15 protein-coding genes are annotated in these 15,732 nt (G+C 41.0%); 10 read left to right on the forward strand and 5 right to left on the reverse strand.

Annotated elements, in window-relative coordinates:
• Positions 1 to 224: 224 nt before the first annotated feature.
• The gene (locus AC4CUX_RS13400) at positions 225 to 1,157 is read right to left on the reverse strand and encodes a hypothetical protein (protein WP_201950838.1); all 933 of its coding nucleotides are present in this window, start codon (positions 1,155 to 1,157) and stop codon (positions 225 to 227) included.
• 265 nt (positions 1,158 to 1,422) lie between these two features.
• On the opposite strand from AC4CUX_RS13400, the gene AC4CUX_RS13405 reads away from it, so the two are divergent.
• Positions 1,423 to 1,893: a YaiI/YqxD family protein gene (locus AC4CUX_RS13405; protein ID WP_004693920.1), complete on the forward strand. Its 471-nt coding sequence runs from the start codon at positions 1,423 to 1,425 to the stop codon at positions 1,891 to 1,893.
• A 13-nt stretch (positions 1,894 to 1,906) separates the two neighbouring features.
• Positions 1,907 to 2,818, forward strand: coding sequence for a DMT family transporter (locus AC4CUX_RS13410; RefSeq protein ID WP_201950841.1), 912 nt, complete (start codon positions 1,907 to 1,909; stop codon positions 2,816 to 2,818).
• A 15-nt stretch (positions 2,819 to 2,833) separates the two neighbouring features.
• Here the strand turns inward: AC4CUX_RS13410 and AC4CUX_RS13415 are convergent, their stop codons facing one another.
• Positions 2,834 to 3,403: a PilZ domain-containing protein gene (locus AC4CUX_RS13415; RefSeq protein WP_201950856.1), complete on the reverse strand. Its 570-nt coding sequence runs from the start codon at positions 3,401 to 3,403 to the stop codon at positions 2,834 to 2,836.
• 24 nt (positions 3,404 to 3,427) lie between these two features.
• Between AC4CUX_RS13415 and AC4CUX_RS13420 the strand changes: the two genes are divergently transcribed.
• The 3 genes from AC4CUX_RS13420 to AC4CUX_RS13430 all read left to right on the forward strand — a co-directional run bounded on the left by AC4CUX_RS13420 (position 3,428) and on the right by AC4CUX_RS13430 (position 7,912).
• A complete protein-coding gene (locus tag AC4CUX_RS13420) occupies positions 3,428 to 4,663 on the forward strand; it encodes a lipoprotein-releasing ABC transporter permease subunit (RefSeq protein ID WP_004693914.1) in 1,236 nt (411 codons plus the stop codon).
• Positions 4,656 to 5,339 carry a lipoprotein-releasing ABC transporter ATP-binding protein LolD gene (gene lolD / locus AC4CUX_RS13425; RefSeq protein WP_004693913.1) on the forward strand — a complete coding sequence of 228 codons (684 nt, stop codon included), beginning with the start codon at positions 4,656 to 4,658 and terminating at the stop codon, positions 5,337 to 5,339. Before AC4CUX_RS13420 ends, lolD begins: the two co-directional genes overlap by 8 nt.
• Before the next feature lie 101 nt (positions 5,340 to 5,440).
• On the forward strand, positions 5,441 to 7,912 hold the full coding sequence (locus tag AC4CUX_RS13430; RefSeq protein ID WP_262469847.1) for a DNA internalization-related competence protein ComEC/Rec2: 2,472 nt from the start codon (positions 5,441 to 5,443) through the stop codon (positions 7,910 to 7,912).
• Here AC4CUX_RS13430 and AC4CUX_RS13435 read toward each other — a convergent pair.
• Positions 7,812 to 8,801: a lysophospholipid acyltransferase family protein gene (locus AC4CUX_RS13435; protein ID WP_201950859.1), complete on the reverse strand. Its 990-nt coding sequence runs from the start codon at positions 8,799 to 8,801 to the stop codon at positions 7,812 to 7,814. The two genes, AC4CUX_RS13430 and AC4CUX_RS13435, sit on opposite strands and share 101 nt — an antisense overlap.
• 127 nt (positions 8,802 to 8,928) lie before the next feature.
• Between AC4CUX_RS13435 and sppA the strand changes: the two genes are divergently transcribed.
• A complete protein-coding gene (sppA, locus tag AC4CUX_RS13440) occupies positions 8,929 to 9,948 on the forward strand; it encodes a signal peptide peptidase SppA (protein WP_148826360.1) in 1,020 nt (339 codons plus the stop codon).
• Positions 9,945 to 10,745 (forward strand): alpha/beta fold hydrolase, encoded by an 801-nt coding sequence (locus AC4CUX_RS13445; protein WP_279690738.1) that lies wholly within the window; start codon positions 9,945 to 9,947, stop codon positions 10,743 to 10,745. The genes sppA and AC4CUX_RS13445 overlap by 4 nt, the downstream gene beginning before the upstream one ends.
• 54 nt (positions 10,746 to 10,799) lie before the next feature.
• On the opposite strand, the gene purN is transcribed toward AC4CUX_RS13445, so the two are convergent.
• Together purN and purM are read right to left on the reverse strand one after the other, a co-directional pair.
• The gene (gene purN, locus AC4CUX_RS13450) at positions 10,800 to 11,429 is read right to left on the reverse strand and encodes a phosphoribosylglycinamide formyltransferase (RefSeq protein WP_125273060.1); all 630 of its coding nucleotides are present in this window, start codon (positions 11,427 to 11,429) and stop codon (positions 10,800 to 10,802) included.
• Between the two features lie 5 nt (positions 11,430 to 11,434).
• The gene (gene purM, locus AC4CUX_RS13455) at positions 11,435 to 12,505 is read right to left on the reverse strand and encodes a phosphoribosylformylglycinamidine cyclo-ligase (RefSeq protein ID WP_151836594.1); all 1,071 of its coding nucleotides are present in this window, start codon (positions 12,503 to 12,505) and stop codon (positions 11,435 to 11,437) included.
• A gap of 132 nt (positions 12,506 to 12,637) precedes the next feature.
• Here purM and cxpE point away from each other — a divergent pair, with 132 nt between their 5' ends.
• The 3 genes from cxpE (at position 12,638) to AC4CUX_RS13470 (ending at position 15,675) form a co-directional block, all read left to right on the forward strand.
• Positions 12,638 to 13,858: a chloramphenicol efflux transporter CxpE gene (gene cxpE / locus AC4CUX_RS13460; protein WP_114837636.1), complete on the forward strand. Its 1,221-nt coding sequence runs from the start codon at positions 12,638 to 12,640 to the stop codon at positions 13,856 to 13,858.
• A gap of 15 nt (positions 13,859 to 13,873) precedes the next feature.
• Positions 13,874 to 14,578, forward strand: a complete 705-nt coding sequence (hda, locus tag AC4CUX_RS13465; RefSeq protein WP_004693897.1) for a DnaA regulatory inactivator Hda — start codon at positions 13,874 to 13,876, stop codon at positions 14,576 to 14,578.
• A gap of 68 nt (positions 14,579 to 14,646) precedes the next feature.
• A complete protein-coding gene (locus AC4CUX_RS13470; RefSeq protein WP_007116247.1) occupies positions 14,647 to 15,675 on the forward strand; it encodes an IS701 family transposase in 1,029 nt (342 codons plus the stop codon).
• Positions 15,676 to 15,732 lie beyond the last annotated feature (57 nt).

Genomic DNA, 15,732 nt, shown 5'->3' on the forward strand with positions numbered 1-15,732 from the left:
GAACTTAGGATTTTATTATTCATCGTTAAAATAAGATAATTGAATTTAAAACTGTGGATAAAAGTTCTTTTAAATGAATTTAAAATACTAAGAGATAATAACATATGTGGATAATTTTTATACAAATGAATTCAAATTAAAATAAATCGTACTGATATAAATAAAGAAGCCAACGCAGCCTATACATCGATCTTGCATAGTTTACGTCGGCTTATTTTTATAAATTATTGATTTAATGCATAAATATTGGCTTGAATCCAAATATTGCCGCGAATGTATTGTCCGATATTAAAGTTGGCATACTCTGGATTTTTAGTGGCAATACGAATCAGTGTTGCAGGTTGGTTGTCTTCATGAATCAAGGCAACATCAAGCAGAGTGTAGTCTTGTTCCATAAATTGCATGCTGGTTTTGCCAACAATATTCCCTTGGAACCATGCTTCATCTTCCTGACCGATCTTTTCGCCATACAAATAAGCGACCATTTTTGAAAAATCGACAGTCACAGGTTCTTTGTCGTCATCTGACTTTGGTTCCCATGCATCAATCTGTTCTTGTAGGTTTGCAGGAGCAATGCCATTGTTTGCTGCCAAAATATCGTTCAAGGCACGATGATGTTTAATCGATGCAGGGTCATCAACCACCAGTTGCTCGTGCTCTGCGACTGCTTCTAGTTCATATGCCCATGCATTGAGATGTGCAATATAGGTTTGGTCTTTTTGGTATTGAGCATGATTGACGCTATACAGGCTGTCATAAGCGTAGACGATGCTGTTATTGCCTAAGTTTAAACGTAAAACGGCTTGTGTGTTGGATTGACCGCGAATGATGCGTTCAACCACAGCAGACACTTTATAGGGGCTATTAAAACTTGGAAATGCAGTTTTAACAGCCTTGGGTTTATTGTCTTCAACCGCGATGACTTGAGTCAGCTGAACAGCCGCTTGACTTGGACCTTGAATGAGCCAGCAATCTGCATCCATATCTTGTTCAGTCTGGCATAAACCCATCGGCATGATTGGTGCATTTAAAGCTAAACCTAACCATTTAGGGACATCTTGTGCAGGGTTATCTGTGAGTAAATTCCAATGCTCGACGTGGCTACCAAAGTTTTGGTCATCAATGGTGATTATTTCTGGACTATTTTGATTGTTCATATGCACGATTGAATGAGGTTATATATCCCTATTAAATCGAGGGTTATTTCTATATTTCAAGTCCTATATTTTATTTTTACTGGAAAATCATCAAAAAAGACTAAAGCCTTACTTTATTTGACAGACAAAAGAACAAAGTATTTCCTTGTGATACTTAAGAAGTATGACACAAGCTTTGTATTAGGGATTTTGAGCGGTTTTATCTATTATGCTCAAGCACTGAGTTTGTTAGACTAAGGCAGTTTCTTTTGTTTATGGATGTGCAGTGCTGCCATTTAAACTCTGGGTCGATGCAGATGCATTGCCTAAAATTTTACGTGAAGTGATTTTACGTGCTTCAGATCGTTATCAGCTTGAAGTGACCTTTGTGGCCAATCAAAATGTCGGGATTACGCCTTCCGTTCGTATAAATTCAATTCAAGTGATGAGTGGAGCCGATGCCGCTGATAAAGAAATTATCGAACGCATGAAAGAGAATGATATTGTGATGACACAAGATATTCCGCTGGCGGCACAGGTGATTGAAAAGGGTGGAATCGCAATTCATCCGCGTGGCGAAATCTATACTACCGCGAATGTTAAAGCCCGCCTACATTTACGTGATTTTATGGATTCATTACGTGGCGCAGGTGTAAATACGGGTGGGCCACCGCCTATTTCTGAGCGTGATAAACGCGAATTTTCTAGTTCTTTAGACCAAACCATTCAAAAGCAAAAACGCAAAACCGCCATTTAGCATCGAGCTGATTATGTCTTCTAAAGCCAATCTGATGGCAACCTATGGATTATTGGTTTTTATTTGGTCCACAACGCCTTTAGCGATTGTGTGGAGTGTGACCGATTTACATATGCTGTGGGCGTTGGTATTACGTTTTTTCATCGCGTTGCCTTTGGCGATTTGTTTGTTACTGGTCTTAAAGCGACAGTTCCCCATCGATAAAGTTGCTTGGCATAGTTATTTGGCTGGTTCTTTTAGCTTGATTGGTTCCCAGTTTTTTACCTATGTTGCGACTAACTATATTAGTTCAGGCATGATTGCATTGATGTTTGGCTTAGCACCGATTATGGCAGGGCTGATCGGATGTTTTTACTTTAAGACCTATTTGAGTGCGATGCAGTGGCTTGGGATGTGTATTGCACTGCTGGGACTTGCGATCATTTGCCTTGCAGGTACAGCACAGCATGTCCATCCGTTTGGGATTGGGTTGATGTTACTGAGTGTATTTTCTTATGCAGCCTCTATTTTTTGGGTGAAAAAAGTCAATGCGAATATTGAACCCGTTGCACAAGCGACAGGTTCAATTTTGGTGTCGACATTGGCGGCTATATGTATTGTGCCGTTTATTTGGCAGTATGCACCGCAGCAAATTCCCGATTTGAAAACTTGTTTGGCGCTGCTATATACGGTCATCATGGCGTCATTGATTGCGATGTTCTGTTATTTTAAATTGGTGCAGAAAATTCAACCCACGACTTTATCGCTGACTACCGTTATGACGCCGATGATTGCTTTATTTGTAGGTGCTGTGCTGAATCAAGAAAAACTCTCGATGATGGTGATTGTGGGTGCAGTGGTTTTATTGTCAGGTTTATTCGTTTATTTTTATAAAGATCTTCAGGCAAGTCGGAAACTTGCCCAAAAGTTAAAAAGCCAAAACTAGTCCAAGGTTCTGGCTTTAATGATCTTCGACAGCCAAAGAAATACAGTCGGCCAACTTGACACGATCTTGCGGGTGTAAGGTAATAAAGTATGCTCCCGTACGGCACTTACCATTTTCCTCTTCATTGCTGTACACCACTTGCGCTATGGCTGCAATATGGAAGAAGTTTTCAGGGTGGCTCAAGGTTAAGTGGATATAGGTACCATCTTGAACTTGTTTTTCGCTATAAAAGCTCAAACCACTTTCAGAAAAATTCACATGTTCAGGTGTAGGTAACATGGTTTGTACAATTGTGTCATACAAAGACCCCGTGATCAGGTTTAATTTCTGGTTAAATAGGGATAAGATTCGAGCAATTTGTTGATCTTTTTCAGATAATTGTTCTAATTCGTAGTTTAGTGCATGATCAAATTGATCTAATTCTGCGAGTAGTAGAAAATAGCGCGGTAAAACAAAATTAGGATCGTAAGGGTCATTCAGGGCAACATCATCAGAAATGATCTGATAGTTAATTCTCAAGGCCGCATCGATTCGTGACATCACACGACGTTCTGTTTGAACGTTTTGATGCTGTAAATTTTCCATAATTATGACCTCGGACTAGATGGTATGTTTAAACCAATCTCGCTGTATATAGGGTTGAGATATACTCGCGCACGGCGTAGCAACCACTTTATTTCTTTTATTGCACTGGTTTCGATGATCGGTCTGACACTGGGTGTGGCTGTACTTATTACAGTCTTATCTGTAATGAATGGTTTCGACCGAGAGCTGAAAACACGTGTACTTGGAATGATACCTCAAGCCACTGTTTCTTCAACACAAATTTTAACAGATTGGCCTGAACTTGCAAAAAAAATTGAGACAAAGGAACACGTCACAGGCGTAGCACCGTTTACTCAATTGCAGGGGATGCTTACGGCACAAGGCCAAGTGGCTGGAATTATGGTCACGGGGATCGAACCTCAATATGAAAAAAAGGTTTCGATTATCCAAGATCACATGGTTGAAGGCGGTATTGATAACTTAAAAAAAGGTGAGTTTGGTATTGTTTTAGGCAAACAAATGACCGATGCCTTAGGTTTAGGGTTAAATGATAGTGTGACTTTGGTTTTACCGGAGGCAACACCTTCACCTGCGGGTGTAGTGCCGCGTTTTAAACGTTTCAAAATTGTGGGCATTTTCAGCATTGGTGCTGAGGTCGATTCGATGATGGGCTACATTGCCTTGAATGATGCATCTACTTTGTTACGCTTACCTGATGGCGCGCAAGGCATTCGCTTGAAATTGGATGATATTTTTGCAGCACCTAAAGTGGCTGATGAAATTGTGATGGATCTGCCAAGCGGTTTTTATGCTTCGAATTGGACCTATACTCATGGCAATTTGTTTAGTGCGATCCAAATGGAAAAGGCTATGGTGAGCTTATTACTCTTCCTGATTGTCTTGGTGGCTGCATTTAATATTGTGTCATCCTTGGTGATGGTTGTGACCGATAAAAAATCGGATATTGCCATATTACGTACCCTTGGCGCCTCACCTGCGACCATTACTCGTATTTTTATGGTTCAGGGCACGATTATTGGTGTGATTGGTACGGTGTCGGGTGCGATTCTCGGCATTGTTTTCGCCTCTGGAATTAGTGGTTTTGTGGGTTGGTTAAACAACGTGATGGGACTGCATCTGTTTGATGCCTACTTCATCAATTACTTACCATCGTATTTAAGATGGCAAGATGTATTAACCATTGTGTCCCTGTCTTTAATTTTAAGTTTCCTTGCAACAATTTATCCTGCAATGCGTGCTGCAAAAATCCAACCCGCGGAGGCATTACGTTATGAGTAAAATTGTTTTAGAAGCGCAAAATATTGAAAAGCACTTTACCGATGGTAAGTCGACTGTTGAGGTGATTAAAGGTCTCTCTTTACAAGTCAAAGCAGGTGAATTTGTCTCGATTGTGGGGTCGAGTGGTTCGGGTAAAAGTACTTTGTTGCATGTCTTGGGTGGTTTAGACCGTCCGAGTTCGGGCCAAGTGTTTTTGCAGGGCAGTCGTTTTGACAGTTTGAATGAAGCTGAGCGTGGTTATTTACGTAACCAACACTTAGGTTTTGTTTACCAGTTTCATCATCTGTTACCTGAGTTTACGGCTTTGGAAAATGTGGCAATGCCACTGATGTTACGTCAAGGCACCAACTTTAAAGATGTACAAAAGCAAGCCGAATATTTACTCGAACGTGTAGGATTGACGCATCGTTTAACCCATAAACCGGGTGAGCTTTCGGGTGGGGAACGTCAACGTGTTGCATTGGCGCGTGCATTGGTGGCCAAGCCAGCATTAATGATGGCAGATGAACCGACAGGCAACTTGGATCGGAAAACAGCAAGCAAAATTTTTGAACTGCTGATGGATTTACGTCAGGAGTTCAATATGGCGATGTTGATCGTGACGCATGATGAACAACTGGCTCAGTCCGCCGATTCTATTTTGCATATGCAAGATGGTCTTTGGGTCAATGACTAGGCTGAGTGCCGATAAAAATATGAGATAAAGCCACTATCTATTGAAGCCCACTTCGGTGGGCTTTATTATGGCGCCAATAAAAAAAATAATTGAATAAAAGAATGAAGCTTTTATATGCTGCTGCTTGGATTGTAGGAATTGCATTGATGGGGCAGACCGTCCCTATTCTAAATCACCTTTTTTACCCAGCGCTGATTTTGGTCATTGTACTTTTGCCGTTACAGTTTTTTCTCTTTAAGCACAAACACGCCCTTATTTTACAGTTTATATGTGGATTGATTTATTCCATGTTGTTTTTAACTACGGGATATCATTATGCACAATCAGCTTTGCAACAGCGTCTAGCCTATAAAGAAACAAAAGTTGAAGATGCTGAAGTCATTGTTTATATAGCAAAAATTAACCAACTGGGTGCTGAGACTATTCAGCAAGAAATACAGGTCTTGAACCGACATGTGCAACCAGTGCAGTGGCTGGGTTTTCAAAAACGAATATCGGATGAGCAAGCGGTCTTGGAACTTGGGAAATACTACCGACTGAGAGGGGAAATACGTCCTGCGCATAGTTATGCGGTGCAAGGTGTATTCGATGTTGAGCAGTGGTATCTGCAACGTAATCTCATGTCTGGTTTCAAACTCAAGCACATACACCCCTTGTCTGAGTCAGAAATTTCTGCATTAGGCTATACCAATTATTTAAGAAAACAGCAGGGTGTACTCAATAAAATTCAACTGGGTATAGAACATCAGCGATTAAACATTCGTCATTTTATTTATAGCCAGCCCTTAAGCCATAAGGGCTTAATTCTAGCACTCCTGACTGGGGATGAAAGTTTCTTAGATAAGGAGACGACAGCACTTTTTCAACGCTTTGGCATTAGCCATTTATTAGCGATTTCTGGGCCACATGTGCTGATCTTTGCCGTGATGCTGTGTTGGCTGTTACAAAAGGTGCTGAATCGTTATTGGCCACAGATTTTTCTAAAAATCCCACGACCTTATGCATTGTTACTGCCATTTTGTTGCTGCGTATTGCTGTATTGTGCCTTTGTCGGTTTTGAGATTCCTGCACTCCGTACTTTACTCAGTTGTTTTTGCTTAAGTGTGTTGATTTGGCTCAGGCAGAAAATTTCAGCTTTGACGTTACTCTTATTGAGTGCATCCCTCCTTTTACTGTTTGATCCTTTTTCAATTCTATCAGCGGCCTTTTGGTTGTCCTATGGTGCGTGCTTTGTGCTTTTACGCATTTATCAAACCACTATTCGGCTCGATTTAACTCGCCCGCAGTCTTGGCAGAAAAAACTCGTTTTTAGCCTAAAACTTTTGGTTGAGTCGCAGTGGAAAATATTTGTGGCTTTGATGCCTTTGGTGATTATTTTCTTCAAGCAAGTCTCATGGGTGAGCCCAATCAGTAACCTTGTCGCTATTCCACTGATCAGTTTACTGGTTGTACCACTGGAGGTTTTGGCAGCATTTACTTTTTATCTTTTCGAACCGCTGAGCAGCCTTTTGTTTCAGTTGGCAGATTGGGTGCTGGTATTTTTATTGGGCATACTCAATGGATTGGATGCGCTACTACCGATTAAGTTGTACCCGATTGCGCTCAATACTTGGCAAGTCATTTTACTGATTGTGCTCTCAATCATTGTTTTTATGCCCAAACCGAGTCTACCAAAATCATGGCTGGTGCTAGGTTTGATTCCTTTGTTGGGGTTCAGTAGCCAAAACCGTCCTTTTGAGTTGATCGTACTGGATGTCGGTCAGGGACAAGCGGTGTATATGCAACATGGGCAACAGCATGCCATGATTGATGTTGGTGGCTCCTATGATGAATCGAAGTTTAGTGTTGCTAAGCAGATTATTCAGCCATTTTTATCGAAGCAAGGCGTGAGCCAGTTAGATCAGCTAATACTTACACATTTGGATCAAGATCATAGTGGAAGTTATGCCAAATTAAAAAATGAGTTATCGATCAATCAAGTTTACTCTAATCAGCAATTGGATGTGGCAACTACGTCAAACTTTAACTATTGCCAACAAGGTCAGATCTGGCACTGGTCTGAAAAAGTAGAAATCAAAATTTTGTCGCCGAAAGCCAATCAATTTGCACAAGTGCCGTATCAGCAAAATGAGCTATCTTGTGTGGTCTATATACAGGTGAAGGATGTACAGCCTTATCAGTATTTTCTGATTATGGGCGATGCTGGCTGGCAAACCGAGTTTCAATTATTACAGGATTATCCGGACTTAAAAGTTGATGTATTGGTCTTGGGGCATCATGGCAGTCGGCATAGTTCAGCCTATGCATTTTTAAAACATTATCAACCGAAATTAGCAATTGCCTCAGCAGGGTTTAATAACCGTTATGGACATCCAAGTACATTAACGCAAGCCCGTTTGAAAGCTTTAAAGATCCCACTCTTAACAACAGCAGAGCAAGGCAGTATCGGTTTTATTGCGCAGTCTACAGGGTTTATTGAGCTGACGGCACAACGTCAGACTCGACAGTGGTTGCAGTCGGCTGAGTCTGTTGTTCCATACGCAGTTGCTCTAAACGTGTCACAGCCTCATTAAAGGGAAGGTTATACAGTGCTCGAAGTTTAGGGTTGGCCTTAAAGCGCTTATAGGTCCAATGATAATGCTCAGGATAACGATGGACCAAGTCCTCAATGGCTTGGTGAATGACGAAGGTGCCATCATTGGCTGTACCTTGATAAATACTTTCGCTGATTTCTTCAATGTACATATCAAAGCCATCATCATTACGAATAGCATAGAGCAGTAAAGCCTTGGCTTTGGTTTTTTGAATCAGTTTGGCGCTCAGGTTGCTTGAAGCTAAAGGAAAGCCAAAATAAGGAATCATTTCACCGCCTTGTTTTGGGGTATGATCAGGCAGAATTACGGTCGTCCCCCCTTGTTTGAGCGCCTTAAAAATTTGGCGTACCCCCGATTCATCGGTCGGTACAAGGTGAGCGCCTTCACGACTGCGCGCCTCACGAACAAATAAGTCAGCACCAGGATCCTTGACCGGTTTATACATAATGGTCATTTCAGTAAATTGGGCGACATAACTATTCATAATTTCCCAAGTCCCAAAATGAGGTACGATTAAGACTAAACCTTTCTGAGCGGCAAGCGCCTGATGTAGCAAATGTTCGCCATGTACTTTTTGGACGCGTTCAATATTTTTCTGATTGCTTGAACCCCAAATACTAAAAAACTCAAAATAGGTGGTCAGTTCATTACGTACTGCTTGCTTCGCAATCACTTCGCATCGCTCATCACTCAGCTCAGGCAGCGCAATTTTTAAGTTGAGTCTGAGAGCATCATTGTTTTTACTGATTTTTAAAAGATTGACTAAGCCTGCTAAACTCTTAGCAAAAAAACGTGCAAATTTAATAGGTTGTTTGCTTACAAAATGCAGTAAACGATAAGTCGAGTTTTGCTCTTGTGCTTTAGTCATTCTTTAGAGTCAATGGTACATGTGGATAAAAACATAAAATATTATAGGCTAAAATAAACTGTTTCGACAGTTTTGTATAAATCAGTGTATATAATGAGGGCAATTTTATTCAAGTTTGGATTGTTATATGTCCGATTGGCCACCAAAACCAGAAAATGAAACGCCGAAACAACAGCCTGTACATGAACAACCGACAGGAAATGAATGGAAACTTTTAGAGAAAGCCGTTTTAGCTTCCGTTGAAGAACAACGTCGTGCACGTCGCTGGGGCATCTTTTTCAAATGTCTAACTTTTGCCTACCTTTTGTTTATTCTGATTGCCATGACCAAGAGCTGTTCGACCAGTGGTACGGATGCAACTGCATCTAAACATATAGCTGTAGTTGATATTGTTGGTACCATTGCCGCTGATGAGCAAAGCGTAAACAGTGATGACACGATTAAATCATTAAAGAAAGCTTTTGAAAATAAACAAAGCCAAGCGGTGGTGCTCAATATTAACTCACCGGGCGGTTCTCCAGTTCAGTCGGATGAAATCTGGCAAGAAATTCAATATTTGAAAAAAGCACATAGCGATAAAAAATTGTATGCGGTGATTGGTGATACAGGTGCATCAGGTGCTTACTATATCGCATCTGCTGCGGACGAAATCTTGGTGAATCCTTCGAGTTTAGTGGGTTCAATCGGTGTGATTATGCCGAACTATGGGGTGAATGGTCTCATGCAAAAACTGGGTGTTGAAGACCGCACCATGACCTCTGGTCAAAACAAAGCTTTATTGTCAATGACACAACCTGTTAATCCTGCGCAGCGCGCACATGTTCAAGGTGTACTTGATAATGTACACGAGCATTTTATTAATGCTGTGAAACAAGGTCGTGGCAAAAAGTTAAAGTCGAACGATCCTGCACTTTTCTCAGGCCTTTTCTGGACAGGGGACCAGGCGGTCAAACTGGGTATTGCGGACCGTATTGGTAATTTACATACTTTAAAACGTGAACTAAATACCGATAAAGCGATGGATTATACGGTGGTACATAGCCCACTAGATGCAGTATTAGGCCGTTTAGGTGCATCGATGGGAGCTGGTTTTGCATCTTCACTTTCAAATCAAATGCAATCTGAACAGACCACGAAACTCCAATGAAACCTTTAATTCATTTTGCGCACGCCAATGGCGTGCCTTCTAAGGTCTATCAGAAATTATTTGATTTACTGTCAGATCAGTATGATGTGATCTATGTCCCTTTATTAGGGCCAGATAAAAACTACCCGATTGATAACCATTGGAAAAGCTTAACTCAGCAAGTGATTGAAAGTATTGTTCGTCAGGCACAGGGTCGTAAAGTGATTGGTTTGGGACATTCATTAGGATCAGTGCTGACGTTTCAGGCGGCGTTACAGCGTCCTGATTTATTTGAACAAGTCATCATGATGGACCCGCCTTTGATCATGGGCAAAGCCTCGTTTGCATTACACTTTGCGAAGATGTTGAAGTTAAAAATGGTCGATACCATGTCACCAGCAGCGCTATCCTTACGGCGTCGTGACCATTGGGAGAGCCGTGAGCAAGCAGCTGAACTTCTACGTCCAAAAGGCTTTTATAAAGACTTTGATCCAGACTGTTTTCAAGCTTATATTGACTATGCTTTAACGGAAGATCGCGTCCGTGGCGGTGTTGAACTTACGATTGCAAAAATGGATGAAGTTCATATCTTCAGAACCAATCCTTCTTTATGGTGGCTACCTCAGTGCAAACCACAAGTGCCGATGCATTTAATGATTGCTGAAAAAGGTCCTTTTATTGGTCCGGGGTTTCCACAAATAGTGAAAAAGAAATTTGGCATTCCTTATCAAATCGTTGAGGGAAGCCATATGTTTCCTTTGGAGCGACCAGAAGAAACGGTTGCTTTGATTAAGATGCTGATTCAAGAAAATGTTTAATAGTACTTTTCAGCAGCCATAAAAAAAACGCCTCCAAGGAGGCGTTTTTTATTTTTAAAATTTGCAAAACTGAATTGGCTCGTGCATCAGTGTACCGCGGTAGAGAACACCTTGGTCTGTATGCTGAATCGTTTGTGTACAAATCCATTCTACCACTTGCGGGTAGATGATATGCTCAAGCGTATGTACGCGCTGGGCCAAACTATTCACACTATCATGTGAACCAACTTTCAGTACACCTTGTGCCAAAGCTTGACCTGCATCGAGTTCAGCCGTCACATAGTGTACGGTACAGCCATGCAGTTGATCGCCAGTATTCAAGACGCGCTGATGGGTATGCATACCTTTGTAATGCGGTAGAAGAGAAGGGTGAATGTTGATCATTTTCCCTTCCCAAGCACTGACAAATTTCTCACTTAAAATACGCATAAAGCCAGCAAGAACCACCAAGTCCACATCCCAATCGAGTAACTGTTGATGCATGACATCATCAAAAGCTTCACGATGAGGATACTGTTTGTGTTCAATGACCGCTGTTGCAATACCTGCATTTTCAGCACGCTGTAGCGCATAGGCTTCAGGTTTGTTGGAAATCACACCCACAATTTGGCCTGACAGATTGGCATCAATCAAGGCTTGAAGGTTTGATCCACTTCCTGAAACCAGAACAGCAATTTTAATCATACGAATTAAGCGAATACCACGCGGATTTTTTCGTCTGCGCCTTCAACTGACTCAGCATTGTCTACGATATGCCCCATAGTGAAAGCTTTTTCACCCAGGCTATTGAGTCGTTCAACTGTTTTGTCAGCATCAGCAGCATCGACAACTAAGACCATGCCTACGCCACAGTTGAATGTGCGATACATTTCGAACTGTTCAACACCGCCTTCGCGCTGAAGAAGTTTAAACAATTCTGGCCATTCCCAAGTTGCCTCACTCACAACAGCTTGAGCACCATTCGGCAATACGCGTGGTAAGTTACCTGGTAAACCACCACCAGTAATGTGCGCCATTGCGTGTACATCAACTTCTTTTAACAGTTGAAGAATAGGCTTCACATAAATACGTGTTGGTTCCATTGCAACATCAGCAAGTGGACGACCATCAACGATTTGCGTCAAGTCAACGTTTTTCACGTCTAAAATTTTACGAAGTAGAGAGTAACCGTTTGAGTGAGCACCACTTGATGCAACACCAATTAAAACGTCACCCGCTTTGACTTTAGAGCCATCAATAATTTTGCTTTGCTCAACTACGCCTACACAGAAACCTGCCAAGTCGTAATCTTCGCCTTCATACATGCCAGGCATTTCGGCAGTTTCACCACCAACCAATGCACAACCAGCAAGTTCACAGCCTGTACCAATACCAGTAACTACGTTTGCAGCTACATCTACATTAAGATGGCCAGTTGCATAGTAGTCAAGGAAGAATAATGGCTCAGCGCCACATACAAGAAGATCGTTTACACACATTGCAACCAAGTCTTGACCAATCGTGTCATGACGGTTCAAATTCAATGCTAAACGTAATTTTGTACCAACACCGTCTGTGCCAGATACGAGAACAGGTTCTTCATAACCTTTAGGGATTTTACAAAGTGCACCGAAGCCACCTAATCCGCCCATTACTTCAGGACGAGTAGTACGCTTCGCGACAGATTTGATACGATCGACTAACGCGTCGCCCGCTTCAATGTCGACACCTGCATCTTTGTAGCTTAAACCAGTGTTTGGGGTAGAAGTTGAGTTGCTCATAATGAAGTCTCCGCATTCGCGGGGCGATTATACCTGAATATACGAAACACATATGTTATTTCTGCGCTAAAATGTTATCTTTGCTAAAATATTTTTCTCAATAACGATTAAATCTGACAAAGGCGAGATTGCATGCAAGATCGTACACTTAAACGTATTTTTATTTTGGCAGGAATCGCGCTCATACTCTGGGTGTTGTATCTACTCAAGCCTGTTGTTTTACCTTTTATTGGTGCATTTTTAGTCGCTTATCTGTTTAGTCCACTGGTCGATAAACTGCATAAAATTGGCTTACCACGTTGGTTATCTATTAGTGCTGTTTTTATCGGTATTGGTGTTGTCATTACATTGGCATTTTGGTATTTGGTTCCACTGGTGTGGGAACAGTTGATGTATGCAAAGAACAGCATTCCTTCAGGTATACATTGGGCAAATTATAAATTCCTCCCTTGGTTATCTGACAGTTTTAATTTGGTCCCAATGGAATTAGATGTTGACCAGATTTCAGCTGCGATTATGGAATATGTACAGACCAACTATAGTGCTGACAGTATTCAGGCTATGATTGCCAAATTGGCTCAGTCTGGACTGAACTTCATTCAGATTGGTGGTACGGTTGTACTGATCCCAATTATTGCATTCTATTTCTTGTTGGATTGGGATCGCATGCTGGACAGTTTCCGTCGTCTTATTCCACGGCGATATGAAGAACAGACCTTAGTCATTGTTAAAGAATGTCATAGTGTACTTGGTGCTTTTGTCAAAGGTCAGTTCTTGGTCATGGTGCTCTTGGGCGTGGTCTATGCAATGGGCTTACAGTTAATTGGACTTGAAGTAGGTTTGATTATTGGGATGGTGGCTGGGCTGTGCAGTATCATTCCTTACTTAGGTTTTGCTGTCGGGATTATTGCCGCAGTGATTGCAAGTTTATTCCAGTTTGGTATTGATTGGATGCAATTACTCTTGGTTGGCGTGGTCTTTATGATTGGTCAGGCAGTGGAAGGTTATATCCTACAACCGTTCTTGTTGGGCGATAAAATTGGCTTGTCTCCAGTTGCTGTGGTATTTGCAGTGCTGGCTGGTGCACAATTGGGCGGTATTTTAGGAATGTTAATTGCATTGCCTGTCGCTGCTGTGATTGTGGTCTTATTAAGACATGCACGTGAGTTTTATGAAAACAGCCCAATGTATAGTACATCTACTTATGTTGTGCAAGATTCATCAGCGGGTTCAATTACGATTGAAACAGATGAAGTCGATGTTGATATTGAACTAAAAAATCAAACGGTAAAAGCTCAGCAAGCATCTGAAAATTCAAGTAAGATTGATCAGATAGACCATAAAGAACTTTAGGATATACAAACCAGCATGCGTCAATTGCAACTAGATATTGAACCCCAACTCGATGCCCGAATCAGTGATTTTTCTGGGCCGGGATGGGGGCCTGTTATCGATGCGATTCGTCAGTTACATGCAGGTTTAATGAATCGTTTTTATGTTTATGGTGGTGCGGGTTCTGGAAAAAGCCATTTACTTTCAGCAATTTGTGATTCTTATTTAGATGTAGGTAAAACAGCGATTCAAGTTTCATTACTTGAGTTGCTGGATGCGCCAACTGAAGCAATTACCTCTTTAGAGCGTTTTGACCTTGTCGCTTTAGATGACATTGAAGCCATAAGTGGTGTGCCGCATTGGCAGAAAGCGGTTTTTCACCTGATCAACTACAATAATGAAGAAGGCGGGCAGTTGGTGTTCTCTTCTCGTGTTGCGCCGATTGAATTAAAACTTGAACTACCCGATTTACAATCTCGCCTGACGCAGGCTGTAAGTGTGAAAGTACCAAACGGAAGTTTGTATGCCGATCGTTCTACACTGGTGATGTCGGTTTTATCGCGTCGTGGGATTCATATTGATCAACAGATTATTGATTATTTACTCTCGCATGGGCCACATCAAACCTCGGTGTTATTGCAAAGTTTAGAACAACTGATTCAACTGCTTAAAGGTGAGAAAACCAAACTGAGTAATGCAAACCTCAGACAAATTTATGCGCTAATTGACGAATATCGGTAAATCATAATATTATAGGACTTACGCATTGACGGATTCAAAAAAGTATTAAAATACTTTATAAAGTATCTGTGATCAGACGAATTAAACATGCTTCTACAGCAACTTGTACATTACCCATTTATATGGGCTTTCTCATGACAGAACCGAACTCTATTAGCTGCACACAACTTGCCGAGACTTATAACATCTCGCATGATAGTGTAAATCGCTTTCTAGAACGTGAAGACTACACACCTCACGACCTATATCAAGAAGCAATTCAACATATTGATAATAATAAACTTATAGTCAGTATTGATGATACTGTTTTAGATAAACCCTATAGTCAACATATGGACTTGGTTAGCTATTTTTGGTCAGGCAAACACCACCGATCCGTCAAGGGTATTAATCTCATTACCTTGTATGCGACAGATCAGAATGGTCAAAATATTCCAATTAATTTCCGAATTTATGACAAATCTGAAAGTAAAACCAAGAATGATTACTTTATGGATATGTTAAGTGAAGTACTCAGTTGGGGTGCAAAGATTCAATTTATTACAGGTGATAGTTGGTATTCATCGACTGGAAATCTAAAAACCATAAGAAAATATGGTATTCGATTTATGTTTGGTATCGACTGTAACCGTAAGGTTTCCCCAGAAAAAGGACAATGGTTTCAACTGCGTTTATTGCCAAATTTCCATCAGGGTCAAGTGGTCTGGCTCAAAGATTTTGGCTTTGTACAATTATTTAAGACTCAGTTAAAAGAACAGCAGAGGTTTTATATTGTGCATCAAGATGAAGATGATTTATTGTCCTTTGAGGGTTTTCATGAATTACATTCAAGTCATTGGAAAATAGAGCAATATCACCGGGTGATTAAACAGGTTTGTCATATTGAAAAGTTTCAAGTAAGACGATCTAAACTGATTTTGAATCATATTTTTTCAGCCTTGATGGCCTACGTCGAGATACAAAAGAACCAGTTTGAGCGGATCTTTGAAAATGTATATCGTTGGCAGAAGAAATTATTTAGACCAGTTATCAAAAACTTCATTGATGACTTTATTCTCGATAAAAATCATCTGCTACCACAGAGAATCTATAAATAATAGTGCGTAAGTCCTATATTACTTGAGAAATTGTCCGAGCTGTGACAGAGTACGAAA

The sequence above is a fragment of the Acinetobacter sp. 231_lipA genome (assembly GCF_058243005.1).